The organism is Methylobacterium ajmalii, from assembly GCF_016613415.1.
GTDB lineage: Bacteria > Pseudomonadota > Alphaproteobacteria > Rhizobiales > Beijerinckiaceae > Methylobacterium > Methylobacterium ajmalii.
Genome location: NZ_JACWCT010000142.1, coordinates 14,084 through 40,171, shown reverse-complemented (window position 1 = coordinate 40,171; position 26,088 = coordinate 14,084). Strand labels below are relative to the sequence as shown.

21 protein-coding genes, 1 tRNA gene and 4 pseudogenes are annotated in these 26,088 nt (G+C 69.7%); 13 read left to right on the top strand and 13 right to left on the bottom strand.

Annotated features, from left to right (window positions below):
* Positions 1–192: 192 nt before the first annotated feature.
* From istB to HPY23_RS26100, 3 genes are all read right to left on the bottom strand, one after another.
* The gene (istB, locus tag HPY23_RS26110; protein ID WP_091889755.1) at positions 193–987 is read right to left on the bottom strand and encodes an IS21-like element helper ATPase IstB; all 795 of its coding nucleotides are present in this window, start codon (positions 985–987) and stop codon (positions 193–195) included.
* Positions 984–2,027: an IS21 family transposase gene (istA, locus tag HPY23_RS26105; RefSeq protein ID WP_091889757.1), complete on the bottom strand. Its 1,044-nt coding sequence runs from the start codon at positions 2,025–2,027 to the stop codon at positions 984–986. Before istA ends, istB begins: the two co-directional genes overlap by 4 nt.
* Positions 2,028–2,135: 108 nt before the next feature.
* Entirely contained in the window at positions 2,136–3,722 is a 1,587-nt protein-coding gene (locus HPY23_RS26100; RefSeq protein ID WP_200601882.1) for an ISL3 family transposase, read from the bottom strand.
* Between the two features lie 215 nt (positions 3,723–3,937).
* Between HPY23_RS26100 and HPY23_RS26095 the strand changes: the two genes are divergently transcribed.
* The 3 genes and pseudogenes from HPY23_RS26095 to HPY23_RS26085 all read left to right on the top strand — a co-directional run.
* The gene (locus HPY23_RS26095; protein WP_048447857.1) at positions 3,938–4,471 is read left to right on the top strand and encodes a hypothetical protein; all 534 of its coding nucleotides are present in this window, start codon (positions 3,938–3,940) and stop codon (positions 4,469–4,471) included.
* Positions 4,472–5,426: 955 nt separating this feature from the next.
* Complete coding sequence (locus HPY23_RS26090) at positions 5,427–5,768, top strand: hypothetical protein (protein WP_048447858.1); 342 nt, start codon at positions 5,427–5,429, stop codon at positions 5,766–5,768.
* A pseudogene (locus HPY23_RS26085) lies at positions 5,759–5,932 on the top strand (histidine kinase); the annotation flags it as partial. The gene HPY23_RS26090 and the pseudogene HPY23_RS26085, both read left to right, overlap by 10 nt.
* A 336-nt stretch (positions 5,933–6,268) precedes the next feature.
* Here HPY23_RS26085 and HPY23_RS26080 read toward each other — a convergent pair.
* Positions 6,269–6,502: pseudogene (locus HPY23_RS26080) on the bottom strand (transposase domain-containing protein); the annotation flags it as partial.
* 306 nt (positions 6,503–6,808) lie between these two features.
* Between HPY23_RS26080 and HPY23_RS26075 the strand changes: the two are divergent.
* The 3 genes and pseudogenes from HPY23_RS26075 (at position 6,809) to HPY23_RS26065 (ending at position 8,494) form a co-directional block, all read left to right on the top strand.
* Positions 6,809–6,988: a hypothetical protein gene (locus tag HPY23_RS26075; protein WP_048447860.1), complete on the top strand. Its 180-nt coding sequence runs from the start codon at positions 6,809–6,811 to the stop codon at positions 6,986–6,988.
* Positions 6,975–7,172 (top strand): annotated as a pseudogene (locus tag HPY23_RS26070) (recombinase family protein); the annotation flags it as partial. The gene HPY23_RS26075 and the pseudogene HPY23_RS26070, both read left to right, overlap by 14 nt.
* 167 nt (positions 7,173–7,339) lie before the next feature.
* Positions 7,340–8,494, top strand: a complete 1,155-nt coding sequence (locus HPY23_RS26065) for an IS110 family RNA-guided transposase (protein WP_048447862.1) — start codon at positions 7,340–7,342, stop codon at positions 8,492–8,494.
* 437 nt (positions 8,495–8,931) lie between these two features.
* On the opposite strand, the gene HPY23_RS26060 is transcribed toward HPY23_RS26065, so the two are convergent.
* The 3 genes and pseudogenes from HPY23_RS26060 to HPY23_RS26055 form a co-directional block, all read right to left on the bottom strand.
* Entirely contained in the window at positions 8,932–10,749 is a 1,818-nt protein-coding gene (locus HPY23_RS26060) for a site-specific integrase (RefSeq protein ID WP_167350808.1), read from the bottom strand.
* A gap of 39 nt (positions 10,750–10,788) precedes the next feature.
* Positions 10,789–10,965 (bottom strand): annotated as a pseudogene (locus HPY23_RS34145) (DUF6538 domain-containing protein); the annotation flags it as partial.
* Between the two features lie 100 nt (positions 10,966–11,065).
* A tRNA-Gln gene (locus HPY23_RS26055) sits at positions 11,066–11,140 on the bottom strand.
* 200 nt (positions 11,141–11,340) lie between these two features.
* On the opposite strand from HPY23_RS26055, the gene HPY23_RS26050 reads away from it, so the two are divergent.
* The gene (locus HPY23_RS26050; protein WP_060847268.1) at positions 11,341–12,096 is read left to right on the top strand and encodes an SDR family oxidoreductase; all 756 of its coding nucleotides are present in this window, start codon (positions 11,341–11,343) and stop codon (positions 12,094–12,096) included.
* A 262-nt stretch (positions 12,097–12,358) separates the two neighbouring features.
* Positions 12,359–13,972: a peptide chain release factor 3 gene (locus HPY23_RS26045; RefSeq protein WP_091889759.1), complete on the top strand. Its 1,614-nt coding sequence runs from the start codon at positions 12,359–12,361 to the stop codon at positions 13,970–13,972.
* Positions 13,973–14,012: 40 nt separating this feature from the next.
* Here the strand turns inward: HPY23_RS26045 and HPY23_RS26040 are convergent, their stop codons facing one another.
* Both HPY23_RS26040 and HPY23_RS26035 read right to left on the bottom strand, forming a co-directional pair.
* On the bottom strand, positions 14,013–14,465 hold the full coding sequence (locus HPY23_RS26040; protein WP_060847270.1) for a response regulator: 453 nt from the start codon (positions 14,463–14,465) through the stop codon (positions 14,013–14,015).
* A 57-nt stretch (positions 14,466–14,522) separates the two neighbouring features.
* Positions 14,523–14,993: a BLUF domain-containing protein gene (locus HPY23_RS26035; RefSeq protein WP_060847271.1), complete on the bottom strand. Its 471-nt coding sequence runs from the start codon at positions 14,991–14,993 to the stop codon at positions 14,523–14,525.
* 232 nt (positions 14,994–15,225) lie between these two features.
* Here HPY23_RS26035 and HPY23_RS26030 point away from each other — a divergent pair, with 232 nt between their 5' ends.
* From HPY23_RS26030 to HPY23_RS26020, 3 genes are all read left to right on the top strand, one after another.
* On the top strand, positions 15,226–16,599 hold the full coding sequence (locus tag HPY23_RS26030) for a flagellar hook protein FlgE (protein ID WP_091889761.1): 1,374 nt from the start codon (positions 15,226–15,228) through the stop codon (positions 16,597–16,599).
* Between the two features lie 142 nt (positions 16,600–16,741).
* Positions 16,742–18,613 carry a flagellar hook-associated protein FlgK gene (flgK, locus tag HPY23_RS26025; protein WP_091889763.1) on the top strand — a complete coding sequence of 624 codons (1,872 nt, stop codon included), beginning with the start codon at positions 16,742–16,744 and terminating at the stop codon, positions 18,611–18,613.
* Positions 18,614–18,628: 15 nt separating this feature from the next.
* Positions 18,629–20,422, top strand: coding sequence for a flagellin family protein (locus HPY23_RS26020; protein WP_091889765.1), 1,794 nt, complete (start codon positions 18,629–18,631; stop codon positions 20,420–20,422).
* Between the two features lie 193 nt (positions 20,423–20,615).
* Here the strand turns inward: HPY23_RS26020 and HPY23_RS26015 are convergent, their stop codons facing one another.
* The 4 genes from HPY23_RS26015 to HPY23_RS26000 all read right to left on the bottom strand — a co-directional run bounded on the left by HPY23_RS26015 (position 20,616) and on the right by HPY23_RS26000 (position 23,758).
* Positions 20,616–20,804: a hypothetical protein gene (locus tag HPY23_RS26015; protein ID WP_091889807.1), complete on the bottom strand. Its 189-nt coding sequence runs from the start codon at positions 20,802–20,804 to the stop codon at positions 20,616–20,618.
* Positions 20,805–20,915: 111 nt separating this feature from the next.
* Positions 20,916–21,818, bottom strand: coding sequence for a LysR substrate-binding domain-containing protein (locus HPY23_RS26010; protein ID WP_091889767.1), 903 nt, complete (start codon positions 21,816–21,818; stop codon positions 20,916–20,918).
* Positions 21,819–21,928: 110 nt separating this feature from the next.
* Positions 21,929–22,519 carry a glutathione S-transferase family protein gene (locus tag HPY23_RS26005; protein ID WP_091889769.1) on the bottom strand — a complete coding sequence of 197 codons (591 nt, stop codon included), beginning with the start codon at positions 22,517–22,519 and terminating at the stop codon, positions 21,929–21,931.
* Positions 22,520–22,534: 15 nt separating this feature from the next.
* Positions 22,535–23,758, bottom strand: coding sequence for an ABC transporter substrate-binding protein (locus HPY23_RS26000; RefSeq protein WP_060847277.1), 1,224 nt, complete (start codon positions 23,756–23,758; stop codon positions 22,535–22,537).
* Positions 23,759–24,059: 301 nt separating this feature from the next.
* Between HPY23_RS26000 and HPY23_RS25995 the strand changes: the two genes are divergently transcribed.
* Both HPY23_RS25995 and HPY23_RS25990 read left to right on the top strand, forming a co-directional pair.
* Positions 24,060–25,265 carry an iron-containing alcohol dehydrogenase gene (locus HPY23_RS25995; RefSeq protein WP_091889771.1) on the top strand — a complete coding sequence of 402 codons (1,206 nt, stop codon included), beginning with the start codon at positions 24,060–24,062 and terminating at the stop codon, positions 25,263–25,265.
* A gap of 480 nt (positions 25,266–25,745) precedes the next feature.
* Positions 25,746–26,084 carry a porin family protein gene (locus tag HPY23_RS25990; RefSeq protein ID WP_091889775.1) on the top strand — a complete coding sequence of 113 codons (339 nt, stop codon included), beginning with the start codon at positions 25,746–25,748 and terminating at the stop codon, positions 26,082–26,084.
* The last annotated feature ends 4 nt before the right edge of the window (positions 26,085–26,088 follow it).

Below are 26,088 nucleotides of genomic sequence, written 5' to 3'. Positions count from 1 at the left end.
GAGAACACCGTCTCGCCCTGGAACCGGGGATAGCGACGAGAGAACCAGCGCTGCAAGGAATGGTTGCGCACAGTCGTGCTCGAGCCCAACATCGATGATCTCGGAGTATTCCCGCGGGGGGTCTCGTTGTCAACGCCGATTGAAGTCTGACCCACCTTTGGGTTTGTCGCCGATCGTAACCTGACCCACCCCTCACGCAGGAACGTCTGGTTCCCGCACTGGCCGCGCCACCAGTCCGGCGCGCCGCTTGTCCTTCAGCCGGTAGCTCTCGCCGGTGATCGTCACCACGCTGGCATGGTGCAGCACCCGGTCCAACATCGCCGCCGTCAGCACCGCGTCGCCGGCAAACGCCTGGTCCCACGCCCCGAACGACAGGTTCGAGGTCAGGATCATCGCGCCCCGCTCGTAGCGCTTGGCCGCCACCTGGAAGAACAGGTTCGCCTGCTCGCGCGCGAACGGCAGGTAGCCGATCTCGTCGACGATCAGCAGCCGGTAGAGGTTCACCGCCCGGTGCATCGCCTCCTTCAGGCGACCCTGGCGCTGCGCCGTCTCCAGCGTCAGGACCAGGTCCGCCGCACTGGTGAAGCGCACCTTCATCCCGCGCTGCGTCGCCAGGTAGCCGAGCGCGATCGCCAGATGCGTCTTGCCCACGCCGGACGGACCCAGGAACACCACGTTCTGCGCCCGTTCCACGAAGGCCAGGCTGGCCAGTTCCTGGATCTGCGCCCGCGGCGCTCCGGTGGCGAAGCCGAAGTCGTAGCCCTCCAGCGTCTTCACCGCCGGGAACCCCGCCACCCGGGCGAACATCTCCCGTGCCCGGGTGCGCCGGGCCTCGCGCTCGGCGCGCAGCACCTCCTCCAGGAAGACGGCGTAGGGCGTGTCGCGCTCGGATGCCGCTTGCGCGAGCGCGCCGTAGGCCGCGGGCACCGCCTGCAGGCGCAACTCGCCGCAGAGTTCGGCGAGGCGGGCATGCTGCAGGTCGCTCATGCCGGCTCTCCCGTCATCAGGCCCGAGAGCCCGTCGTAGAGCGCCAGCGGGTGCTGCAGCCCGACCACCGGGTGGGCGGGAGCCGGCACCGCCGGGGCCTTGATCTGGCGCACCGAGCGGCCGCCATAGGGCGGCGGCACCGGCTGCAACTGCGTCCGTTCCACGTCCAGGCGCTCGGCCGGCACCGCGCCGGTCGTGGCATGGACCCGCTGGTTGGCCACCGTGCGCAGCCAGCGACCCGCCGCCAGGTTGGCCGCCTCGCGATCGAGCACCAGCCCTTCCTGGCCCAGCCGGCTGGCCAGCGGCACGTAGAAGCTGCCGCGCAGGTAGCGGATGAAGCGCTCGACCTTGCCCTTCGTTTGCGCCCGTCCGGGCTGGCACAGCCGGGGCCGGAAGCCGCAATGGCGGGCAAAGTCCAGGAAGCCGGCCTGGAAGCGATGACGCCCGCGACCGTAGGCGTTCCGCTCCACCACCACGGTGCGCATGTTGTCGTAGAGCACCTCGCGCGGCACGCCCCCGAAGGCCAGGAAGGCGTTCTCGTGGGCGGCGATCAGCGTCTCGAGGCGCTCGTCGGTCACGAACTCCAGGTAGGCCGCCCGGCTCCAGCCCAGCGTTGCCACGAACACCGAGAGACGGTCGGCGCCGCGCCGCATCACCGCCCAGTCGACCTGCATCTGCTCGCCCGGCGCAGTCTCGAAGCGCACCACCGGCTGCGGGGTCGGCGCCGGCGCGAGGCCGGCGACGAACTCCTTGAGCATCGTGTAGCCGCCCGCATAGCCCCGCTCGCGCAACTCGACGAGCAGCACGCTGGCCGGGATCCGCTCCGGCGCCGCAGCCGCCAGACGTTCCACCACGTAGCCCTTGAACGGATCGAGCTTGCCCGGTCGGGGCGGCCGCCCCTTGTAGCGCGCCGCCGCCTCGTCGCGCAGGTAGCGCCTCACCGTGTTGCGCGACAGACCCGTCGCGCGGGCAATCTCGCGGATGCCCTTCCCGTGCCGATGCAACACCCGGATCTCCAACGCTGCCTCCTCACCCACCATCCGGGCCTCCTCCCGCAGAAGGAGCCCAGCCTACGGCCTGGGTCAGGGTTCAGTCGGCGACTGGGTCAGTTTCACGGCTCTCCCGCGTTTGTGGTGCAGCCGTAGCGGTTACGCTGCCAACACCCGGGCACGCAGCAAGTCGAGCTTGGCCCGACCGTACATCGTCCGCTTCAGCGTCTTCACGCGGTTGATCTGTCCCTCGACGGGGCTCGTGCTCCAGGACAGCGCGAGCGCAGCTTCCACGGCGGCCCGATCCCGCCTCAACCCCTCCGCCAGGCCGCTCAGCGGGCCATCGCGACAGCGATCCAGCCACGCACCGAACCCGGCCTGATCCTGCTCCCGCACGATCACCGTGAACGCTTTCACCTCCGCAAGCGCACGCTCGATCTCGGGGACGGCGGCCACCAGAGCATCGAGGAAGCGCCCGTCCATCTCGCCATGCTCATCGTTGTTCAGGAGAAGCCGCGCCGCCCGCCGCGGCGACGGGCGCCGCCAGACTGGATTAGGTGCAGGTCGCGTCCGCGGCGGGCCGCCCCTGAGAGCAGCAACGCAGAGCCGGACGCTCATCACGCCACCTCGGAAGCCCGAGGCCTGCAGCTCGCGCCAAAGCTGCGTCGCGTTGCTCTCGCCTTCGTCGAGCCGCCGCACGAGGTAGGGCACGAAGGGATCGATGATCCGCGCCCGTTCGCCCTTGTGCCAGGTCGGCGCCGTACCGGCTCGCAGCCAGTGCCGTACCGTGTTCCGCGACAGCCCAGTCTCGCGCGCGATGGCGCGGATGCCCTGGCCGTCCCGAGCCAGGGCGGCAACATGCTGGAAGCGGGACTCCCGGTCCGCCTGACCCTGCCGCTGTCGCTGCTGCGCTTTGGTAGCCGGACGGGGTTCGACCGGCGGCGCTTCCGCTGCGGCTCGGCTCACGATGGTTCGCGCGACACGGGAGAACTCGCCGCGGTGCCGATCGAGCACCTGCACCAGCGCTTGCGAGCCGTTGCAGAGCAGATGCCATCGATCCGCGACCTGGACCGCCCCGGGGGCGCCGCGACGCACACCATCGGCATAGGCACCGGCGCGGTCACGAGCCACGACCTCGACGCCGGGATGCCGCTGCAGCCAGTCGGCCACGGTGGCGGCCTCGCGGTCGGGCAGCAGGTCGATGACCTGGCCTCGTTCCAGATCGCACAGGATCGTGCCGTAGCGCTGACCACGCCGCCAGGCCCAATCGTCGATGCCTAGCACCCGCGGTGCGCGCTCGGCCTGCGCGGGCGCACGACCTCGCACGAGGCGCAGCAGCGTGTCGGGGCTGATCGGCAGGCCGATGCGCCCCGCCAGGCGTGCGCCGGCCTCACCACCGAGTGCGAGACCGAGGTGGTGCTGAAGGTCGCCGAGGCGGTGAGTGCGGCGTGCGCCGGCCTGAGCAACGCCGGCGAGGCGCTCGGCGAAGACATGGCGCGGGCAGTATGGCTGCGGGCAACGCCATCGCCGCGTCTGGACCGCAATGACGACGCGCCGACCCTGCCACGGGAGATCGGCCAGGGTGCGGGTGTAGCGCGAATGGGGACTGGCCGAGGTCTCTCCACATCCTGGGCAGGCAGCAGCCGTCGCGCGGAGATGGGTGCGGATGATGATCTGGTCAGGCTCGTGGTCGACCTGATCGACCACGAGACCGGCGGGGATGAGGGGCAGCAGGCGTTTGGACACCGGCTCAGATGTGGAGGGCGGTCCTGATGTTCATGATCCGTGCGGCCCCGTGACTCGCCGCCCGGCTGCACCATAAACGCGGGAGAGCCAGTTTCACATCGGCGCCTACATCGTGCTCGGTCCGGAAGAGCCGCTCGAGATCGCAATCCATGATTCAGTCGCGCGCCAGCGACGACGTGCGGGGACGTCGCGGATCAACGGAGGGAGAGACGACGATGAGACGCAGCGCCCTGTCGACCCTGCTTTGGCTCGGCTGCCTGCACGGAGCCCATGCTCAGGAAGCCCCATTTGGCCTGTCCTGGGGACCCGTCGACACGGTGCCGAAGCCCTCGATGGTCGACCGCGAAGCGAACATCACGGCGCTGACCTACTTCCACGACCGTCCGCTGGCCGCGGGCATCGATACGGACGAGGTCATCCTGGAAGTCTGCCGGGACGAGGGCCTGCAGCAGGTCATCTGGCTCAGCCGTCCGCTCTCGGAGGCCGAACTGCCGTCGCGCTACGAGGCCATCTACCGGGAGGGCGTGCGGCGGTACGGTCAGCCGCAAACCGAGCCGGGTGCCGAGACTGTGTCGTGGCCGTCTGGACGCGCGCTCCTGGCCGTCAGGAAGGCTGTTCCCGGCGAGCGGCGCTTGACCATGCTGGCCAGGGGCGACCACTACGAGGCGTGCTCGGTCGCCCACCAGGCGGCCACAGGCCACCCGGCCTCCCGGCACGCGTCGGACCTAATCCTCGGGCAGACCCCGTGAAGCAGGTCGCGATCATCCGCACCGGGCCTACGATGGCGGCCGATCCACAAACCGCCGAGATAATCGGGCTCGGTGCGACGCCATATGCGGCCTTGATCGGACAATCGCCGCCTTGGTGCCCGGACATGACGATGCGGCCTGAGCCCGGGGCTTCATGAGCGGTGCGCCGCAGTGGGCTTCGTCAGCGGACGACGATCGGCCGACCTGCGGGCCCCGTCCTCCTTTCGAGAGCAAGCCGGTTCCCGCAAACCTGTCCCGCCGGGATCATCCCGGACGGGACGACATGGACGCCACGCACGCCCTCCAGCGCAGGCTTCGAGGCCGGGGGGTGGCGCCCGTACCGGTCGCCCCGCGCCAGCTGTGCTGCGCAGCCGAGAAGCTCACAAGTGGCATCGAACCGTCATCGGCCGTCGATAAAACAGGCGCACCCGGAGATTGCCGCCTGTTTCGGCGGTGACGCGCCCCTGACCGAACCCGCGGCATTCGGGGAACGATCGATCGCGCGCACGACCACGATGCGTTTCGAATGTCGCCCCATTCGCCCGCACGCGGGTTCGCAGTCGTGATTACGGCCGATGGGAAGAGCGGCATGGCTGCCGTCGCTGCGAGCAACCCACACGCTATGCCGCTTGAATTCTGGAAGTTCGGCCTCTCCCCGTCCCGCTCCATAGGCGTGGCGAGGGGCGTGAGGGCGGTGTCTACCTCGGTGGTACGCGTGGCTATCTCATCGGCCGGGGTCGTCAGCTCAACCCGAACCCGGCGGCGGGCTTGCACGAAGCCGCTCGTCCATGGTTAGCAGCGCGGCCAAGTTTGGGCGGATGCCGCATCGTGTCCTGGTCACCGCATCGCTAGTCCGGGTTCGGTTCACGCATGTGGAGGCGGCACGATGAGCCGGTGGAGACAGGCCGCAGGACGCCTCCGCGCAGGTGCAGGGGTTGCGACGTTGCTCGCTGGCGTGTCCACCGGCGCCCACGGGGCCAATCTCGCCACGCCGACGCCACACGACGCGACGCACCTGCCCTCCTTCGGTGCCTGGGCGGGCGGCTATATCGGATGGCAGGGCAGCGCCGGTGACGCCTTCGGCAGCTTCGGCTTCGGTTCCGGCATGATCGGCCGCCGTTCGGTGCCGGAATTCCGCACCGGGGATGCCACGGGCCGCAACGATGCCGGGCGCGATGCGACCACCGCGCTCGGCGGCCTGTTCGGCGGGTATGCTTGGCAGAGCGGCCCGTTCGTGTATGGCCTTGAAGCCGACGTTGACGCCTCGAACCTGGAGCGGCCCGTGTCCAGGTGCTGATCGCCCAGCAGGGCTACCTCTCGGCCCTGGTCACTTCGGCGGGCGCGCGCGCCACCCAGTACGCCGACACCGCCGCCCTGTTCGTGGCGCTCGGCGGCGGCTGGTGGAACCGGGCCGACGTGGCCCCGCCCCCGCCCGAGAAGGACCCGCTCAAGTTCCTGTGAAGGGGCTCTCCCGCGGGACCGGCCAGCCGTCCGCCTCGGGGTCCGCCCGAGCCCAAATCGCACGCCGACGGTCGGGCAGGGCATCCACGCGACTGAGCCGACGCGGCTCAGATCCCCTCGCCAGCTCATGCTGGGCGGTTCTGTCCATGAACGCCGGGCCCGGTGTCGGCCTCGGGAGGTCGGTCATGTGATGGCTCACGAACGGTCGCGGGCGTGGCGCGTCGGTGCCGAGCCCAAGGTCCGGCCCATGGGATTCCGTCAGGGGCATGGATTGGATCCCCGGCCCCGGACGTTTCCTTCCGATCCAGGAGGGTAACGATGGTAAGCGTCAGGCTTTCACACGTTTGCTGCCGGTTTGACGGCGGTCGACCAGTTCCAAGGCAGGAGTACGTCGAGATCTCGGGCCGGATGACCGCTGCTCATCCGGGTCAACACGTCGGTGAGGTAGGCATAGAGCTCGACGCCGTTGAGCTTGGCCGTCTCGATCAAAGAAGCGATGACGGCCCACCGCGCTCCGCCGCCATCTGAACCGGCGAACAGGTAGTTCTTGCGCCCGACCGCCATCACCCGTTCATTCTGCCCATGTCGGGCAGGAAGCGGAGGTTCGTTATCGCGGGCACCCCCATTCCGGCCGGAAGGTGCTGGTGCGCCGGGTCGAGCAGCGGACGTACGGCCCGATTCTCCTGGTGCAAGCGCCTTCCGGCGTTGTGATCGTCATGGCCGGATGGATGTTCGACCCGGTTCACTGCGCCGGCATGACGTCCGGGTCTCCGCGCGTCGATGTCACGGCGCTGATCGAGCTGGCGCGGCTGTTGAGTGGGGCAGACAGCCCCGCAAAGTTCCGGAGCGATGTCGGCATCGTTCCGGAGGCACAGGATGGAACCTTTCAAGCGGCCGGCCGCGGTGCCGGATCGGCAGATCAGCTTCCTCTTCGAACAGGACGGGCTGGAGGGCCTGAGCGCTCAGGAACGCGACACGGTCGTCGCAATGCTGGCGCAGATCCTCATGCAGGCCGGCGGCCTCGGCGTCGAGGAGCTTGACGATGACGAGCGCTGAGCTGCTCCCGCCAGCCATCCTGAAGCGAACGGCGGTCGTCTATGTGCGGCAGTCGACGCAATCCCAGGTCATGACCAATCTCGAGAGCAAACGGCGCCAGTACAATCTGGTCGATGTCGCCCGCCAGCGCGGCTTTGTCGACGTCGAGGTCATCGACGATGATCTCGGCCGGTCGGCGAGCGGACTTTAGCAACATCACCGCGCCGACGCGCCCGAACAAAGCCCCGCTTCCGTTTGCCAGCGCCCTGGGCCTACGCGCTCTGCCACGCCGCATGAATGGCCAAAGATACCATGCAGGGAGCTGGAGATTGGATCACTCTCCGGTTCTCTGACCTTGGACCGGAGTTGGCCATGCTTGATCGTGAACAGATCCAGACAAACCTGCCTGAGGTTGCTGTGTTCGTCACGCTGGAACTCAGCAAGTCGGCATGGCTCCTGGCCGCCCAGGCCGTCCCGAGCGGGAAGACCTCTGCACACCGGGTGAGCGGCGGCGACGTGGAGGGCCTGCTCGCCTTGCTGCGCCGCCTGCAGGCTCGCGAACAGCGCAGCTCCGGCCGAGAGGTCGCGATCATCCTCGGCTACGAGGCCGGATACGACGGCTTCTGGCTGCAGCGCCGCCTCGCGGCCGAGGCAATCACCTGCTTCGTCATGGATCCCGGCAGCCTCCAGGTCGACCGCCGCGCGCGACGGGCCAAGACCGACCGGCTCGACGCGGCCATGCTGCTCCGGGCCCTGATGGCGTGGTGCCGCGGCGATCACGCCGCCTGCCGCATGGTGCAGGTGCCCTCGGTCGAGCGCGAGGATGCGCGGCGCACTCATCGCGAGCGCCAGCGCCTGATCGCGGAGCGGGTGCAGCACGTCAACCGGATCAAGGGCCTGCTCGCCACCCAGGGCGTCTACACGTTCCAGCCGCTGCGACGCGACCGTTGGGAGCGGTTGAAGGAGGTGCGCACCGGCGACGGGCGCGACCTGCCTCAGCGCCTGCGCGGCGAGATCGAGCGCGAGTTCCGGCGGCTGGAACTCGTGCTCGAACAGGTTGCGGCCGCCGAGGCCGAGCGCGATGCCGCCGTGGCGGATCCGGCCGTCACGGACGCCGACGCCGAGAAGGTGGCGCGTCTGGCCCGGCTCGGTGGCATCGGCACCGAGCTGGCCACGGTGCTGGTGCGCGAGGCGCTGTACCAGCCGTTCGCCAACCGCAAGCAAATGACCGCCTATTCCGGGCTCACGCCGAACCCGTACGCCAGCGGCGACCGACAGCGCGACCAGGGCATCTCAAAGGCCGGGAACCCACTCCTGCGGAAGTCGATGGTCGAGCTGGCGTGGCTGTGGCTGCGCTATCAGCCGGGCAGCGGGCTCGCCCGCTGGTTCGTCGAGCGGTTCGGCACCGGACGCGGGCGCATCCGCAAGATCACCGCGGTGGCGCTGGCGCGCAAGCTGCTGGTCGCCCTGTGGCGCTATCTCGCCACCGGGCTGGTTCCAGAGGGCGCGCGCCTGAAAGCGGCCTGAGGATCAAGGTTCGTCCGCCGGGCCGGTCCACGGCATGTCGGACGAGTGGGGGCAGGCGTGTGACCGGAGCTCGACGGGGTTTGCTGCCGTCGCCAAAGATGGGTCCCGCCGCCTTCAGCCGGTTCGCCTCGCATGAGGCATCTTGGTCAGGAACGTTCTGTTCCGCCGGACACGAGTGGATCCGCGAGCCCGGCGCTCGCACGACATCCCGGCTCCCCCGCCCGTCCGAAACGTCGATCACCGACCCCCTTGCGGAAATGCCTCATACGAGAGTTTGGATGAAGGACCGGCCGCGCTGCGGGCACCTTCAAACGTAAGTGCCGGCGCTCCGTCTTGCAGCTCCCGCACAAACTGCATAACCTGTACGCGTGGACGCTCGTTAGAGCGCTGGCAGCAATAGCTTTTTTGGTTGCAGGTTCGAGTCCTGCCGGGCCCACTTATCCCCGAGAGATGGAGCGTCTGCGGGCTCTTGCGAATGGCGGCCGCTCTTTTGCGGAGACCCACGGGAGCAGCTGTATTGGCTTCTGCGCTAGATGGTTGGTGACCGCTGGAACCTTTTTCAGCTCCTCCAGCATCAATGCCAGAGCTGTCGGATCGCAATAACGCTCGTCTGTTTCACCGGACCCGGCGTGTCCAAGGATGTCGGCTCTGATTTCCGTGTGAACGCGGGCTTGCTTAAGATTGTTGCCGAGCGAATGTCTGAAGGAGTGGATGACCTTTTTACGTTCTGCTTCGTTTGAGATCGCTTTTCGAAGTCCGCTGCTAAATTCATCGTAGAGGCGATCGCCGAGCGGCGAGCTTGAGTTTGGCGATTTTAGATCCGGAAACACGAGTCCGTATCCGAGTGCGCGAACAGCTTTGACGTAGTCCAAAAACCCGAGGCGGAGCACCTCTGGGTGCAAAGCGACAAACCGAATAGATTGAACGTTCTTAAGACGACGCGTTTCGTTGAATCGAAAAGCAAGGTATGCAATCCCGCTTGCCTCCTCCACGTCGTCGACATGAAGTCCTGCAATTTCCTCTCGTCTCGCGCCTGTATAATAGAGTAAAATAATTGCGAAGTACAAAGCGCGATGGAATACCTGATCGCCGGTGGTAAACGGATCGCGCCACGAACGACAGCCTGTGAAGCAGGGCAGTCGGAAGATCGCCGCAACATCGTCGTTGCTAAGAGATGGTCGCCGGTTACGTGCCCTGTCCCGCTTGCGGGCGCGAAGGAGCGCGAGATCGATGCTCGCATCAATCGCGAGGCCCTGCGCTTTGAGAAATGTTACAAGCTGTCCGAGGAAAGTCAGGTGACGGTTGATGGTATCCCCGACGATGCCTCGTTTGTTGGTTGGAAGCTTGGCGCCAATCTCACGCAGTTCGGCAGTGCTGCGTTCGGCATCACGAGGGCTCTTACCATACGACGGCGAGACGGACCGCAAAAGATCAACTAATTCGGCAAAATGGCTCTGCCGAAGATCAGTCACACGGATGAGGCCGTTCTCGACGAGTAGCTTGGCGAACAGGGCAAAAATCTGACGCGCCTGGTGCTGTGTTTTTGCATCCCAGGTTTCGTCACGAGCGCGCCCGGCGATCATCGCCTCCCCGAACGCTATGATTGGATGCATCCCCTTCTGATGAGGCTCTTGGTCCGTCGTATCCAGCGCGAGGTCCGGGCTTGCTGACACGATTGCAACGCCTGTCGGCATTTGAGGGACGGCATCAGCGTTTGATTGCGAACGAGCTGTACTCACGGTTGCCGTCGAGCCTGTGGCCTCCGGCGGCACCTGCGCTTCCCTCAGCAGGATCGCGTCGCGCAGTGTGACCTCTTCGATCCGAAGACCATCGTAGCGGCGCTCAGTTGCAAAGGCCGCCGCGGACATACCGCGGAAGGCAATCTCCTGAGCTAGAGACAAGTTAGTCATGGTCGGTGCGACCGCTTGGTTTGCGAGCAGCCCTTCCAGCCGAGCGCGAGGCATCAGGTGGCCGTTCTGGCGCACCATCGCGGCCAGCGTCGCCCGTGCTTCCTCAATGTCGAGGTCATTCAGCCCGTCGCGACGCATCTCATCAGCCAACGGAGTATCAATGGTCGCTGCCGCGCCGCGCGCTCCAAGGATACGCAGGATCCATCCCATACGCCGATCGGCACGCCGGCTCGCCTCAGGATCGAAGTCCGGTTCTGCACGTTCTGCCGCAGCGATCCGGTCGAGTTTTTCGAGGTGGGCCAATAGGCTTTCGCGAAAGATGCCGTCGAGCTGGCGGCGGCTCATGATGAGATCGGGTTCGGGCTCGCTCATGGCGCGATGAAAAAGCTGATCGGAATGAGCCGTGAGCTGGCTCGCGAGGAAGCGTGCCCTGGCTGGGTCGCGCGTGCCTAGGCTTACCACGAGCTGCCTGGAACGGCAGAATCGGATCAGCGGCAGCGGGATCCGGCGGCGCCAGGAATAGCTCCCACCGCGCCTGTAAGCATGAGCGATAGCCGGCACCGGACACCTCGTGTGAGACACGCATGTGCAACACCGATGTGTGCCGACGCCTCCCGCTTCAGCGGGAAATCGTTCGAATTCAGAGACTTACGGGGGAATTTGGCTGGGGCGCCAGGATTCGAACCTGGGAATGGCGGTACCAAAAACCGCTGCCTTACCGCTTGGCGACGCCCCAACGCGCGGCTGGCGCTTCCATAGCCGGGCGGGCTCGCGCTGGCAACCGGGGCGTCGGGCGGTTCCGGCGTTGCCGTCGCGATGCCGCTCGGCGGTCGGCGCGGGGGAGGGCCTGTCGGGCTCACGTCCGCTCGTGTATGCCGGCAGGGGCGCACAGGCCGGCGAAACGGCGGGCGCGACGAGTGGGGGAGGAGAGGCGCGATGAGCACGCAGAAGGTCGCCCTGGTGACCGGGGCCGGGTCGGGGGTGGGGCGCGCGGTGGCGCTCGGGCTGGCGGAGGCCGGCTACGACGTGGTGCTGTCGGGGCGCCGGCCCGAGCCGCTGCAGGCGGTGGCGGGCGAGATCGAGGCCAAGGGCCGGCGGGCGCTGGCGCAGCCGACCGACATCGGCGACGAGGCCTCGGTGGCCGCGCTGTTTGCGCGGATCGAGGAGACGTTCGGCCGTCTCGACGTGCTGTTCAACAATGCCGGCATCGGCGCGCCGCCGGTCGAACTCGACGAACTGCCGGTCGCGACCTGGAAGGCGGTGGTCGACACCAACCTCACCGGCGCCTTCCTGTGCACCCAGGGCGCGTTCCGGCTGATGAAGAAGCAGCAGCCGCGCGGCGGCCGCATCATCAACAACGGCTCGATCTCGGCCCACGTGCCGCGGCCGTTCTCGGCGCCCTACACCGCCACCAAGCACGCCATCACGGGCCTCACCCGCTCGACCTCCCTCGACGGACGCGCCCACGACATCGCCTGCGGCCAGGTCGATATCGGCAACGCCGCCACCGACATGACCGTGCGCATGCAGGCCGGCGTGCCCCAGCCCGACGGCTCGACGCGGCCCGAGCCGACCATGGACGCCAAGCACGTCGCCGACGCGGTGGTCTACATGGCGAGCCTGCCGCTCGACGCCAACGTGCAGTTCATGACCGTGATGGCGACCAAGATGCCGTTCATCGGCCGCGGCTGAGGCGAGGGCAGGGGGCCTTCGCAGCAGGGGCTCTCGTGGCAGGGGCTTGCGAGCGAGGGGCTGTCCGGGCCGGGGAGCGTTCCGGTCCCGGACGGCACTCGGCCCTTGAGCCTCTGGCCCTGCGGCGCCGGCTTGGGGTAGAGAGGCGGCGCGGGCACCGCGTGCCCGCGCGTCCCCGTCCGGGGGCTCTCCTTTCCTCACCGATGACCGGGCCCCTTTTTAGGCCCGCGACAGAGTCCCGGGTCCGGGCTAGACACCTCCCATGCTGATGCAGACAGACGCTCCGCGCGCCCCCGCCGATCCGGTCGCCCGGCGCCGCACCTTCGCGATCATCTCGCACCCGGATGCCGGCAAGACCACGCTGACCGAGAAGCTGCTCTTGTTCGGCGGCGCGATCCAGCTCGCCGGCGAGGTCAAGGCCAAGCGCAACCGCGTCTCGACCCGCTCGGACTGGATGGGCATCGAGAAGGAGCGCGGCATCTCGGTCGTCACCTCGGTGATGACGTTCGAGTACGGCGACTGCGTCTTCAACCTGCTCGACACGCCGGGCCACGAGGACTTCTCGGAGGACACCTACCGGACGCTGACCGCGGTCGATTCCGCCGTGATGGTGATCGACGCGGCCAAGGGCATCGAGGCGCGCACCCGCAAGCTGTTCGAGGTCTGCCGCCTGCGCGACATCCCGATCGTCACCTTCGTCAACAAGCTCGACCGCGAATCCCGCGACCCCTTCGACCTCCTCGACGAGATCGAGAAGACGCTGGCCCTCGACGTGGCCCCCGTCACCTGGCCGATCGGGCGCGGGCGGAGCTTTGCCGGCACCTACGACCTCTTGCGCCGGCGCGTCCGCCGGCTCGACGCGGCGGACGATGCCGGCACGGTGCCGGTCTCGGGGATCGACGACCCGCTCTTCGACACCCTGCTGCCGGAACTCGGCGACGCCGCGACCTGGCGCGAGGAGGCGGAGCTGGCCGAGGGCGGCTGCAAGCCGTTCGACCTCGACGCCTTCCGCGAGGGCCACCTGACCCCGGTGTTCTTCGGTTCTGCGCTGCGCAATTTCGGCGTGCGCGACCTGATCGACGGGCTCGCCGAGGTGGCCCCGCCGCCGCGCGGCCAGGACGCCGACACCCGCGCGGTCTCGCCGACCGAGCCGAAGATGACCGGCTTCGTGTTCAAGATCCAGGCGAACATGGATCCGAACCACCGGGACCGCATCGCCTTCATGCGGGTCTGCTCCGGCAAGCTCAGCCGCGGCATGAAGGCCAGGCTCGTGCGCACCGGCAAGCCGATCTCGCTGTCCTCGCCGCAATTCTTCTTCGCCCAGGACCGGGCGATCGCCGACGAGGCCTATGCGGGCGACGTCGTCGGCATCCCCAACCACGGGACCCTGCGCATCGGCGACACGCTCACCGAGGGCGAGGAGCTAGTCTTCCGCGGCGTGCCGAGCTTCGCCCCCGAACTCCTGCGCCGGATCAAGCTCACCGACGCGATGAAGGCCAAGAAGCTGCGCGAGGCGCTGCAGCAGATGGCCGAGGAGGGGGTGGTGCAGCTCTTCCTGCCGCAGGACGGCTCGGGCGCCATCGTCGGCGTGGTGGGCGCGCTGCAGCTCGACGTGCTCAAGGAGCGGCTCCAGGCCGAGTACGGCCTGCCGATCGACTACGAGCCGACCCGCTTCACCATCTGCCGCTGGATCGAGGCGCAGGACCAGGCCGAGCTCGACAAGTTCATCGGCTCGCACGGTTCGTCGATGGCGAGCGACCTCGACGGGGCGCCGGTCTTCATGGCGACCACGGGCTTCTCGCTCAAGTACGAGGAGGACCGGGCGCCGGCGATCCGCTTCACCGACGTGAAGGACTACCAGAAGCGGCGGGCGTGAGAGAGGTCCGGCGCGGCCCCGGGACGGGGCGGCGCCGGGTTCAGAACTTGCCGAGCAGCGGGAAATCGACGTTGAGGCTGGACAGCGGGCCGACCGGGGTCTCGCGCTTGCGCGGCCGGCCGTTGAGCACCTGCTTGAGCTTGGTCTTCAGCAGCGACAGGTCGAACGGCTTGAGGATGAAGGCGTCGGCCCCGGCGAGGTGGGCGACGTTGATGTCCTCGAAGCTGAACGAGGTCTCGGTCAGGATGAACGGCGTGTTGTGCAGCGTGTCGTCGGCCCGGATCTCGCGCAGGAGCTGGATCCCGTCCATCGGCTCCATGTCGAGGTCGGAGATCACCAGGCCGTAGCGCTTGGTGCGCAGCTGGTCCAGCGCCTGCGGCCCGTCGGTCACGCCCTCGACCTCCGGGAAGCCGAGGCGGTTCATCAACTCGGTCACCAGGCGGACGAGTTTGGCCTGGTCGTCGACGATCAGGATCGGGGGTGCTTCGCTCATCGGGATCAGCCAGCGGGTTGGGTTTCATGACGGGCCGTCGGGGGCTCCCGGCGGCACTTAGACGAACAGATGGTCGATACCCTGCTTGGCCATCGTGTCGGCCTGTAGAGCCTGGGCCAGCGCGTGGATCGTGCTCGACTTCGGGGTGCCGCGCTGGAGCATCGGCGCCAGGTTGGCCTTCTGGAACAGGGCGTCGTTGGTCGGCGTGCGCAGCACGTAGGCGAACGACGTCACGAATTCCCGCTTGGCGATCTCGCGCCACTCGACGATGTGCACGTCGCGATGGCGGGAATCCGCGCTGATCCGCTGGAAGGTGTCCTGCACCGACATCCGCTCCCCCTCGAGAATCTGGATGAAATAGCCCTGATCGACGATCAGCAGGCTGGTGATCACCGAGAACTCGTTCTTCTTCTGCGCGTGCCGGGCGATCTCGTTGATCTGGCGCAGGCGTGCGGCCGGATCGGCGGAGAGCTGGGCCCGCGAGAAGTAGATCAGGTGGATGAGGCTGCTTCGCTTGCTCGTGCGCATATCCCTGGGGTCCAGCACCGTCCAGACATGCAGGTAAGGGCAAGAGGTTCAACAGCCCGTAAACGTCATGCCCCTGTCCCGCGGCAGTTTTTGCCGGACGGCGCCGGCCGCGCCCGGCGGGTTTTGCCGCCTCGCTCCGCATCGTCTCAACGAAATCAATGGCTTACCCGTGGCACGCGGCTTGCGGACCTGTTCCCCCGGATGACCTTGGCGGAACGGAGCCCTGGGTGAGATGGACGTTTTCGGCGCGCTTCAGACCTCGGTGTCGGGCCTCAAGGCCCAGGCCTTCAGCCTCGAGAACATCTCGGGCAACATCGCGAATTCGCAGACCGTCGGCTACAAGCGGATCGATACCGACTTCGTCGACATGCTGACCGAACGGCCGACCAAGCAGCAGGCCGCCGGCGGCGTCGCAGCGTTCTCGCAGCTGACCAACAACCTCCAGGGCGGCGTGGCGGCGACCGGCGTCGCCACCAACATGGCGCTCAGCGGCGACGGCTTCTTCACGGTCCAGACCAAGGGCAGCGACGCGGGCGGCAGCCCGGTCTTCTCGGCCAACAACCTCTATACCCGCCGCGGCGACTTCGCGGTGGACCGCGACGGCTACCTCGTCAACGGCGCCGGCGCCTACCTGACCGGGCAGAGCCTCGATCCGGCGACCGGCCTCTCGACCGGCAACGGGCCGATCCAGATCTCCGGCACCTCCCTGCCGGCCAAGGCCACGACCAGCATCTCCTACGCGGCGAACCTGCCGAGCACCCCGGCCACCGCCTCGGGCTCGGCGCTGCTGGGCACCCTGCCGGGGGGCGATGCCCGGGTGCTCTCCGGCACCGCGGCGAGCGCCCCGTCGGTGGCGGCCTCGGACACCGACGCCTTCGTCAAGTCCAGCGTCGGCGGCGGCGAGCTCACGGCCTATTCGGGCACCGGCTCCCCGGTGAGCATGCAGCTGCGCTGGGCCAAGGTCGCGGAGGCCGACGCCACGGCCGGCACCAGCGGCACCTGGAACCTGTTCTACGCCGACCAGACCGCCACCGGGACTTCGGCCGGCACCTGGAAGAACGCCGGCACCGCCTTTTCCTTCAATGGCAGCGGCCAGCTCACCGCCCCGACCGGGACCAGCCTCAGCATCCCGGACGTGACGGTGAACGGCACGAAGCTCGGCGCGGTCACGCTGGATTTCGGCACCGGCGGCCTCACCCAGTACGGCGCGGCGGCCGGCCAGGTCACGACCAACACCCTGCAGCAGAACGGCTACGCCGCCGGCACCCTGAACTCGCTGGCGGTGACGAGCGACGGCAAGCTCACCGGCACCTATTCCAACGGCAACAGCGTGGCGCTGGCGCAGGTCGGGGTGGCGCGCTTCAACGCGCCCAACAGCCTCAAGGCGGTCTCGGGCGGCAACTACGCCGAGACGGCGGAATCCGGCGGGCCCCTCACCGGGCTGGCCGGCGGCACGATCATCGGCGGCAACGTCGAGCAGTCCAACACCGACACGGCCGGCGAGTTCTCGAAGCTCATCGTCACCCAGCAGGCCTACTCGGCCAACACCCGGGTGATGTCGACCGCCCAGCAGATGATGTCCGACCTGATCAACGTGATCCGCTGACGGCGGCTCGCCTCTCATCCCGTTCCGGACCCGGCCGCACGACGCGGCCGGGTCCGGCCCGCCCGCGAACAGCCGGAGCGCGGCGCGGTCCCGATCAGGGGCGCGGTGGCCCGGCCCCCCTCTGCCTACCCGGATCAGACCGATGTCCCTCAACGCCCTCAACACCGCGACCGCCGGACTGCAGGTGACGCAGGCGGCGATCGGCCTCGTCTCGCAGAACGTCGCCAACGCCGGCACCGCCGGCTACGTCAAGCGCATCCTCACGCCGGTCTCGACCCTGGGGAATTCCGGCGTCGCCACGGGCGCGATCGACCGGACCCTCGACGCGGTCTCGCTCAAGCAGCTGCGGCTCGAGACCGCCGGGGCGGCCTATACCGGGCTCTCGGCCAAGGTGCAGGGCCAGCTCGACGCGCTCTACGGCACGCCCGGGACCGCCTCCGCCCTCGACGGGGTGATGAACGCCTTCACCCAGTCGCTCCAGGCGCTGGCGACCGACCCGACCTCCGCCGCCTCCCGGGCGAGCGCGGTGAGTGCGGCCAGGACCGTCGCCACCACCGTCTCGGGCATCGCGCAAGGGGTGCAGGACCTGCGCAGCGGCCTCGAATCGCAGCTCGGCAGCGAGGTCTCGTCGGCCAGCACGCTGCTCGCCCGGGTCGCCGCGCTCAACGGCAAGATCGCCGGCGCTTCGAAGACCGAGCCCGCCACCGCCGACCTCCTCGACCAGCGCGACCAGGCGATCAACACCCTGTCGCAATACCTCGACGTGACGGTGCGCGAGCAGTCCGACGGTTCGGTCTCCCTGCTCACCGCCTCGGGCGCGACGCTCGTCGACCACGGCGCGGCCGCGAGCCTCGCTTTCGACGGCCGCGGCGCCCTGACGGCGCAGGCGCAGTACACCGGCGATGCGAAGACCCGCGGGGTCGGCACCGTGACGGCGACGACGCCGGCCGGCGCGAGGATCGACCTCGTCGCCACCGGGGCGATCCGCTCCGGCTCGATCGCCGCCGCGGTCTCCTTGCGCGACGACACCCTGGTCCAGGCCCAGCGCCAGCTCGACGACCTCGCGGGCGGCCTGTCGCGGGCGCTGAGCGACCGGCCTGCCGCCGGCACCGCGGCCTCCGCGAACGGCCTCTCGGGGTTCGACATCGACCTCACCGGGCTCCAGGCCGGCAACGCCGTGACCCTCGGCGTGCGCAACGCCGCCGGGGTCGGCCGCAACCTGATCCTGATGCCGACGAACGGCGCGGCGCCCGATCCGATCGACCCCGGCCTCACCGACGACCCGACCGCCCTCGTGGTGCCGGTCGACATCTCGGGCGGGCCCGCGACCTTCGCGGCCCGGATCGGCGAGGTGCTCGGTACCGGCTTTGCCGTCTCGGGCGTGCCCGGCGGCGCGGCCGGCGCGGTGCGCATCCTGTCGGATCCGGCCGCCCTCGCGCTCACCGGGGCGAGCGCCTCCGTCACCGTGCCGGCGAGCGCCGCCGACACCAAGGCCGGCACCGGCCAGCTCGCGCTGTTCGTCGATGCCGGGACCGGCGGCGGGCTGTTCACCGGCTCCTTCGAGGGCGGCTCGCAGCTGACGGGCTTCGCCCAGCGCCTCGCCGTCAACCCGGCGGTCGCGGCGGATTCCGCCACGATGGTGGATTACGCCGCCACGACCGCCTCGGGCGACACCGCCCGGCCCCGCGCCCTCGCGGACGCCCTGACGAGCCGCACCCTGACCTTCTCGGCGGCGAGCGGCATCGGCGGCGTCAGCGCCCCGCGCGCCGCCACGGTCGTCGGCTTCACCCAGGCGGTGATCGACGCCCGCGGCGCCGCCAGCGCCGAGGCCCGGCAGCTCGACGAGGGGCAGCAGATCGCCCTGTCCTCGGCCCAGAGCCGCTTCGGCAAGGAATCCGGGGTCAGCGTGGACGAGGAGATGTCCAAGCTGATCCAGCTCCAGACCGCCTACGGCGCCAATGCCCGGGTGCTGACGGCCGCCCGCGACATGCTCGACACCCTGCTCCGGATCTGACGAGGAAAGCCCGCGATGACCATCGCCCCCTTCGCGGCCGGCAGCGCCGCCGCCGATCTCAACACCCGCCGCCTCGTCGCCATGAAGGCGTCGCTCGGCACGCTCTCGAACCAGCTCTCCAGCGGCCGCACCGCCGACACCTATGGCGGGCTCGGCGCCGGACGCACCCAGAGCCTCGGCGCCCGCGCCCAGATCAGCGCCCTCGACGGCTTCATCGCGGCCGCCGGCACCGGCGCGAACCGCGTGGCGCTGGCGACCGCCAGCGTGCAGCAGGTCGCGACCCTGGGATCGGCCGCCTATAGCGGCCTCGTCGGCGCCCAGGCCGCCTCGGGCGCCGGGGCCCGTCCCACCCTGCAGCAGAGCGCGGCGGGCCAGCTCGGCGGCGTCCTCGACGCCCTCAACCAGAGCAACGGCAGCCTCTACATCCTGGGCGGCCGGGTCACCGACCGGCCCCCGGTGGAGACCGCGAGCCGCATCCTCGACGGCGACGCCGAGACCGGCCTCGACGGGGTCAAGGCGGTAATCGCCGAGCGGCAATCGGCCGATCTCGGCACCGGCACGGCGAAGACCGGCCGGCTCGACCTCTCGGCCGCGGGCGCGGCCGTGAGCCTGTCGGAGAGCGCCGCCGCCGGCGTGCGGGAGAATTTCGGCTTCACCCTCGGCAGCGTCGTCAGCTCGAACCCGGCCGGCCTCTCGGTCGCGCTCACCGCGGCGACGCCCTCGACCGCGACCCTGTCCTTCGCCAGCCAGCCGCGGGAGGGCGACATCGTCCGGGTGACGGTCCGCAACGCCGACGGCAGCCAGGGCTTCGTCAACCTCACCGCCCGGGCGGCGGGGACGAGCGGAGACGACACCTTCGCGATCGGCGCCGATGCGGGCGAGAGCGCCCGGAACCTCACCGCGGCGCTTGCCGGCCAAGCCGTGGTCGGCGCCCAGAGCGCCAGCCCGCCGGGCGCGGCGGCCGCGCTCGCGGGCGGCAATCCGGCCTCGGCCACCGTCACGGTGGGAGCCGGGCTCAAGGCCGGCGACAGCGTCCAGATCACGCTGGGCCTGCGCGACGGCACCAGCAAGACCCTGAGCCTCAAGGCCGGCGACGGCAGCCAGGCCGGCTCCTTCGCGATCGGCGCGACCGCCGCCGCCACCGCCGCCAACCTCTCGGCGGCGCTCGCCGGCGCCCTCGATTCCACCGCCCGGACCGACCTCGCGGCGAGCTCCGCCACCCGGGCGGCGAGCGACTTCTTCGCCGGCTCGTCCTCGCCGGGCCTGAGCCCGCGCCGGGTCGCCACGGATGCCGCCGGCAACGCCACTGGCTACCTCGCCGACCCGAGCGGCCGCACCGTGATCTGGTACAAGGGCGACGACACGTCCGTCGATCCGCGCCGGACCGCGACCGTGCCGGTCTCCCGCGACCAGTCGGTGGCGATCGGCGTCCAGGCCAACGAGGCGGGTTTCCGCGCGACGCTGAGCGGCCTTGCCGTCCTCGCCACGACCTCGTTCGGCACCACCGAGGCCGACACTCCCCGCTTCGACGCCTACTCGGCCCGGGTGCAGGCCCAGCTGCGGCCCGGCGACGGCCGGCCCTCTGTACAGGGCATCGCCTCCGAGCTGAGCCTGGCCTCGGCCCAGATCGCCACCCAGAAGACCCAGAACACCGCCACCAAGTCGATGCTCGAGAAGACGGTGGACGGCGTCGAGACGGTCTCGACCGAGGAGACGGCGGCCAAGCTCCTCAGCCTGCAGAACCAGCTCCAGGCGAGCTACCAGGCGACCTCGATGCTCGCGAAGCTGTCGCTGACGAACTACCTGTAGGATCGGGGAAGGGGCGGGCGCCGCCCGCGCCGCCGCGCCGGCGGCATTCCCCGGGCGAGCGTTGCGAGCCGTGCGACGAGATCGGACGGGATCTCGTCCGCGGCGCACCCTGCGGCCGTCGTGGCCTGGGGCATCGGGGAGGCACCGCTGCGACCGTCGCAGCAGGGTCGGCATCTCACGGAGACGATCCGGGTCACGACATCAGTTCGACGAAGGCGGCCCCGGCCCCGAAGAGCGCCGCGCCCGCTGCCATGCTGGCGGCCATGGTCTGCCAGGGAGCGAGTATGCGGTCGCGTTCCTGCTTCGCCGCTTCGGCCTGAAGCTTGGCCTGCTCGGCCATCAGCTTGCGCTGTTCGGCGATGTCGAGAGCGGCTTCGGCCATCGGGAAGGCCTCTCGGTTGATGCCGGGACTGTCCATGTTGTGCGGAAGAGATGACCTTTCGCCAAGGAATCGCCGGTGTCCGGTTGGTCGCGTTGCGACGCAGCCGCGCCGTCAGGCCTCGTCCCTCTCTTCCCGCGCCAGCACCAGATCCGTGAAGATCCGCGCGTGCGGCATCTCCGGGGCCGGCTGGCGCACCAGGGTCATCGGGGCGCGCGGGGCCGGGCCGGAGATCGCGCGGTAGCGCACGCCCTCGGTGGCCAGACGCGCCATCGAGCGCGGCACGACGGCGAGCGCGATGCCGGTGGCGACGAGGTTGACCACCGAGGCGAGCTGGGGCGCGTCCTGGGCGATGCGGGGCGAGAACCCGGCCGCCGCGCAGGCCGCCATGATGCCGTCGTAGAGCGCCCGGCCGTTGCGGCGCGGATAGACGATGAAGCCCTCCGTCGACAGCTCCGCCAGGCCGACCGGGCCGGTCTCGCCGGCGAGCCGGTGGGTCGCGGGCAACGCCACCACCATCGGCTCGTCGAACAGGTGGCGGGCCCACAGGTCGTCGACCTCGCCCTCGCCGGGACGCATGAAGGCGACGTCGACCCGGCCGGCCCGGAAGGCGTCGAGCAGGCTCGCGGTCGTCTCCTCGAGGAGCGCGACCCGCACGTCCGGGTAGGCGCTGCGGTAGTCGCGGATCGCCCCGGTCACCAGGGGGTGGAACGAGGCGGACGAGGTGAAGCCGATGCGGATCTCGCCGACGTCGCCGGTCGCGATGCGTAGCGCCCGGCTCTTGGCCGCGTCGACGGCGGCCAGCACCGCCCGGGCGTCGTCCGCGAAGGCGCGGCCGGGCTCGGTCAGGGCCACCCCGCGCGACAGGCGCTGGAGGAGCGCGGTGCCGATCTCGGTCTCGAGGCTCTTGATCTGGTGGCTGAGCGCCGGCTGCGCGATGTTCAGCCGCTCCGCCGCCCGGGTGATGCTGAGATCGTCGGCCACCGCGACGAAGTAGCGAAGATGGCGAAGCTCCATCGCGCCGGTTTCCCCCTGACCTCCGGCCCTCGCCGCCGCCGGAACCGTGTCCGTCGGTCCTACGATAGCCGAGGCTCGGGGGAATGGCATGGGGCGCGGACGGCTCGGGGTTATCCGCGCGGCACGGTGTCCCGCACCGACGGGCGGTCGGCTTGCGCATCGCGGAAGGCCGCGACCTTGGGGCAGAGCGAGCGCCAGTCCCGGTCGGGGAAGCGGAACGCCAGGTAGTCCAGCGCGGTGATCGCGGCGATCGCCGGCAGTCCGAAGGAGTCTCCGCTCTCGGCGAAGGCCGCATCGAGGCGCCGCAGGCCCTCCCGCATGGTGCGGAAGCGCTTCTGGCCGACGAGACCGGTATCGAAGTCCGGCGCCGACTTGCGGCCGATGATCACCGCCACCGCGGCGTCGAACACCCCGATCGCCACCCCGGCGGCCGAGAGCGCGGCGGGTCCGCCCGCGAGCAACGCCGGTGTCGTGCCGGCGGCGTCGAGATGGGCGAGGATCAGGAGCGCCTCGGTCAGCCGCGTGCCGTCGTCGGCGACCAGCGCCGGCACGCGGCCGGCCGGGTTGGCGTCGAGGAAGGCCGCGTCGTCGGCCCAGGCGTCGACGAAGGTGGTGTCGACCCGCTCGGTCAGGCCCTTCTCGATCAGCGCCATGCGGACGAGGCGCACGAAGGGCGAGGTCGGGTTGGCGTAGAGCTTCATCGGGGAGCCTTCCGGTCAGCCGGCGGTGGTCAGGGGGCAGCCGCTCTTGTCGGCGGGGGTGAACAGCGTGTCCCCGGGGATCGTCTCGACGACGCGGTAGAGGTCGGCCTTGCTCTTCGAGTCCTTCGGGCTCTTCACCTCGACGAGCATCATGTCCATCACCACCCGGCCGTTCGCCTGGATGCGCGGCTTGCCGTAGAAGCCGTCGTCGATCGGCAGTTCCTTCATGGCCCTGTTGACGGCTGCCGCGTCGTCGGTGCCGGCCTTCTCGACCGCCCGCAGGTAGTGGCGCACCGAGGAATAGGCGGCGGCGTGGCCCATGGTCGGCACCACGTTGCCGTTGCGGGCCATCAGGCGCTTGGCCCAGGCGCGGCTCGGCTCGTTGGCGTCCCAGTAGAAGTTCACCGCCATGCGGATGCCCTGCGCCGCGTCGAGACCGAGCGCCACGGTGTTGTTGGTGAAGACCAGCATCGCCACCACCTTCGAGGTGATGCCGAATTCCCGCGCCTGCTTGATGGTGTTGACGAGGTCCGGCCCGGCATTGGCCAGCCCGATCACGTCGGCGCCCGAGGACTGGGCCTGGATCAGCTGCGACGAGATGTCGGTGGCGCCGAGCGGGTGCCGGATCTCCCCGACCACCGTGCCGCCGGCGGCCTTCACGGCCTTGCCGGCGTCGGCAGCCAGCCCATGGCCGAACACGTAGTCGGCGGTGATGAAATACCACTTCTTGCCGCCGCCCTGCACCACGGCGCCCGCCACCGCGTTGGCGAGTTCGCCCGTCGAGGGCACCCATTGCGTGCCGTAGGGCGAGCAGCCGGGGCCGGAGAACTGCGAGGCGTAGCCGCCCGTCACCATCGTGGTGATCTTGCGCTCCTTGGCATAGGCCTGGACGCCCAGCCCCACCGAGCTCGCGCCGCCGAGCACGAAGGCGGTGACGCCGCGCTGGTCGACGAGCTGGCGGGCCAGCCCCGAGCCGATATCGGGCTTGTTCTGGTGGTCGACGCCGATCACCTCGATCGGCCGCCCCAGCACCTTGCCGCCGAAATCCTCCGCCGCCATCGTGGCGGCCAGCACCATGTTCGGGCCCCCGTTGCCGGAATACATCCCAGACAGGTCCTCGATCACGCCGATGCGCAAGGGCGTCTCGGCGGCGAAGGCGGGGGCGGTGAACGGGGCGGTCAGCGCTGTGGCGAGCAGGCCGGCGACGGCGAGGCGGCGCGTCCGGGACGGGCGGGGCATGGCGTTTCCTCGGCAGGCGGCATCGGCCGGTCTCGCGCCCGTTCTCGGGCGTCGGGGCGATGCGTGTTGATCGCAACGGTATCGCGGATGCGATCGATCGCCGTCCAATAGTTTGCGCGACGCCCCGCCATCGTTTCGCGATATGGCAGCACCCGCCCCCGGGTGTGACGCTCCGCCATCGTCGCCGGCTATGGCTCGTGCGCGATCTTTGTATTGGACGGAGCGCTCCCGCCCGAGCGACACCGCCGGCACGACCGCGAGGGCCCGAGGAGACAGGCGCCCCGCCCCCGAGGAGACGCCCATGATCACCAGCTTCTACATGCCGACCCGGATCGTCTCGGGGAGCGGGGCGCTCGCCACCCTCGGCACGCTCGCCCGCGACCTGAAGATGAGCCGGGTGCTGGTCGTGTCCGACCCGGTGATCTCGGCGCAAGGGTTCCACGCCGACGCGCTCGCGGCCCTCTCCGAGGCCGGAATCACCGTCTCGCGCTTCGACGAATGCGGGATCGACGCGCGCTGCTCGCATATCGACGACCAGGGCGAGCGGGTGCGGCGCGATCGCATCGACGGCGTGGTGTGCATCGGCGGCGGCTCGGTGATGTGCACCGGCAAGGGCATCGCCATCGTGGCGACGAACCAGAAGCCCATGGCGGAGTGCACTGGCGTCGGGCAGTTCGACCGCAAGGCCCTGCCGATGATCATGGTGCCGACCACCGCCGGCTCCGGCTCGGAGGTGTCGCAATGGACCATCGTCAAGGACGAGGTGCGCCACCTCAAGCTCCTGGGCGGCGGCCCCTTGAGCTTCCCCGACGCCGCGATCCTCGATCCCGTCACCCTGCGTTCGCTGCCGATGCACGTCGCGGCGCTCCCCGCCGTCGACGCCCTGACCCACGGCGTCGAGGCCTACTTGAGCGGCATCGCCTCGCCGCTCACCGACGCGGTGGCGCTCGCGGCGGTGCGGCTCCAGGCGGCGTCCCTGCGCGCCTCGATCAACTCCGACGACGACCGGGCGCGGGAGGACAACCTGGTGGCCTCCTGCATGGCCAACATCGCCTGCGGCAACGCCCGCCTCGGCCACGGCCACGCCCTGTCGCTGCCGCTCGAGGGCCATCTCGACCTGCCCCACCCCTACGGCGTCGGGGTGCTGCTGCCGCACGTCGTCACCTTCAACCTCGCGGTGCTGCCCGCCAAGGTGCGCCCGCTCGCCGAGGCGCTGGAGGTCGAGACCGCGGGCCTGTCGCGCCAGGAGATGATTTCCGCCTGCGCCGACGCGATCCGGGCACTCTACGCCGACATCGGCTTCCCCACCCGCTTCACCCCCGGGCAACTGCCCCACGACCGGGTGCGCGAGATGGCGCAGCGCGCCGTGCCCGGCCTCTATGCCGGCATCGCCGCCAAGGATTTCGATCCGGCGAGCGCCAACGACCGCACGCTCATCGCGAGCCCGGCGGCGCGCAAGATGACGGTGAGGCAGGCGGAGGAGATCTTCGGGCTTTGCGTCGCATAGTCGTTCGGTCCGACCAACGTGTCCAAAACCCTCCGAGTCATCCTGGGGCCGCGCAGCGGAACCCGGGATCCATAAACGCCGACATTTCAGGAAGAGGCGGAACGCCAACCGCCTCGTTCGGCACCGTCGGCGTTTGTGGATCCCGGGTTCTCGTTTTCGACAAGCCCCGGGATGACGTAGAGTGATGTTGACAGATAGGTTAGATCGATCTGTCGGACAATGAAAAGTAGGACAAAATATCCCATCATCACGCCTCATCCTGAGGTGTTAGTCGATCAAAGATCGGCTGACCTCGAAGGAGGGCTCCAGGGATCGCGGCGACTTCTGGAGCCCTTTTTCGAGGCCTCCGCTTCGCTCCGGCACCTCAGGATGAGGTCGTGGGTGAGACGCCACTTCATCAATCCCGTGGGCGTGCGTCGCAAGCCCTGGCGCACCGGCCCGCACCATGCTTCTCTGACTCCTGAACGGGAGGCCCGGCTCATGCGCGCGACATCGATGATCCTGGCGGCCGCCCTCGCCGGGGCGGCCCTGCCGGTCCACGCCCTCGACATTCGCGACCTGCCCATCGCGAAGGCGCCCGAGACCTGCCCGCACGAGGGACCGGGCTTCGTCCGCTTCGTCCCCGGCGGTCCCTGCACGCGGATCAGCGGGCGGGTGCGCGCCGAGGTCGGCACGCCGGTGCCGGCGCGGCCCGGCGCCGGCCTCGACGGCGCGGCCCGGGGCGTCGTCGGCGGGTCGGGCCGGGTCGCGATCGATACCCGCACACAGACCGAGTACGGCCCGGCCCGAGCCTATATCCGCCTCGGCACCGGGCGCTGAGGCG

Coding starts and splice junctions, on each gene's coding strand:
- istB (WP_091889755.1), bottom strand. CDS start 987: ATGAGCGACCTGCAGCATGCCCGCCTCGCCGAACTCTGCGGCGAGTTG.
- istA (WP_091889757.1), bottom strand. CDS start 2,027: ATGGTGGGTGAGGAGGCAGCGTTGGAGATCCGGGTGTTGCATCGGCAC.
- HPY23_RS26095 (WP_048447857.1), top strand. CDS start 3,938: ATGAGACGCAGCGCCCTGTCGACCCTGCTTTGGCTCGGCTGCCTGCAC.
- HPY23_RS26075 (WP_048447860.1), top strand. CDS start 6,809: ATGGAACCTTTCAAGCGGCCGGCCGCGGTGCCGGATCGGCAGATCAGC.
- HPY23_RS26065 (WP_048447862.1), top strand. CDS start 7,340: ATGCTTGATCGTGAACAGATCCAGACAAACCTGCCTGAGGTTGCTGTG.
- HPY23_RS26060 (WP_167350808.1), bottom strand. CDS start 10,749: ATGAGCCGCCGCCAGCTCGACGGCATCTTTCGCGAAAGCCTATTGGCC.
- HPY23_RS26050 (WP_060847268.1), top strand. CDS start 11,341: ATGAGCACGCAGAAGGTCGCCCTGGTGACCGGGGCCGGGTCGGGGGTG.
- HPY23_RS26045 (WP_091889759.1), top strand. CDS start 12,359: ATGCTGATGCAGACAGACGCTCCGCGCGCCCCCGCCGATCCGGTCGCC.
- HPY23_RS26040 (WP_060847270.1), bottom strand. CDS start 14,465: ATGAGCGAAGCACCCCCGATCCTGATCGTCGACGACCAGGCCAAACTC.
- HPY23_RS26035 (WP_060847271.1), bottom strand. CDS start 14,993: ATGCGCACGAGCAAGCGAAGCAGCCTCATCCACCTGATCTACTTCTCG.
- HPY23_RS26030 (WP_091889761.1), top strand. CDS start 15,226: ATGGACGTTTTCGGCGCGCTTCAGACCTCGGTGTCGGGCCTCAAGGCC.
- flgK (WP_091889763.1), top strand. CDS start 16,742: ATGTCCCTCAACGCCCTCAACACCGCGACCGCCGGACTGCAGGTGACG.
- HPY23_RS26020 (WP_091889765.1), top strand. CDS start 18,629: ATGACCATCGCCCCCTTCGCGGCCGGCAGCGCCGCCGCCGATCTCAAC.
- HPY23_RS26015 (WP_091889807.1), bottom strand. CDS start 20,804: ATGGCCGAAGCCGCTCTCGACATCGCCGAACAGCGCAAGCTGATGGCC.
- HPY23_RS26010 (WP_091889767.1), bottom strand. CDS start 21,818: ATGGAGCTTCGCCATCTTCGCTACTTCGTCGCGGTGGCCGACGATCTC.
- HPY23_RS26005 (WP_091889769.1), bottom strand. CDS start 22,519: ATGAAGCTCTACGCCAACCCGACCTCGCCCTTCGTGCGCCTCGTCCGC.
- HPY23_RS26000 (WP_060847277.1), bottom strand. CDS start 23,758: ATGCCCCGCCCGTCCCGGACGCGCCGCCTCGCCGTCGCCGGCCTGCTC.
- HPY23_RS25995 (WP_091889771.1), top strand. CDS start 24,060: ATGATCACCAGCTTCTACATGCCGACCCGGATCGTCTCGGGGAGCGGG.
- HPY23_RS25990 (WP_091889775.1), top strand. CDS start 25,746: ATGCGCGCGACATCGATGATCCTGGCGGCCGCCCTCGCCGGGGCGGCC.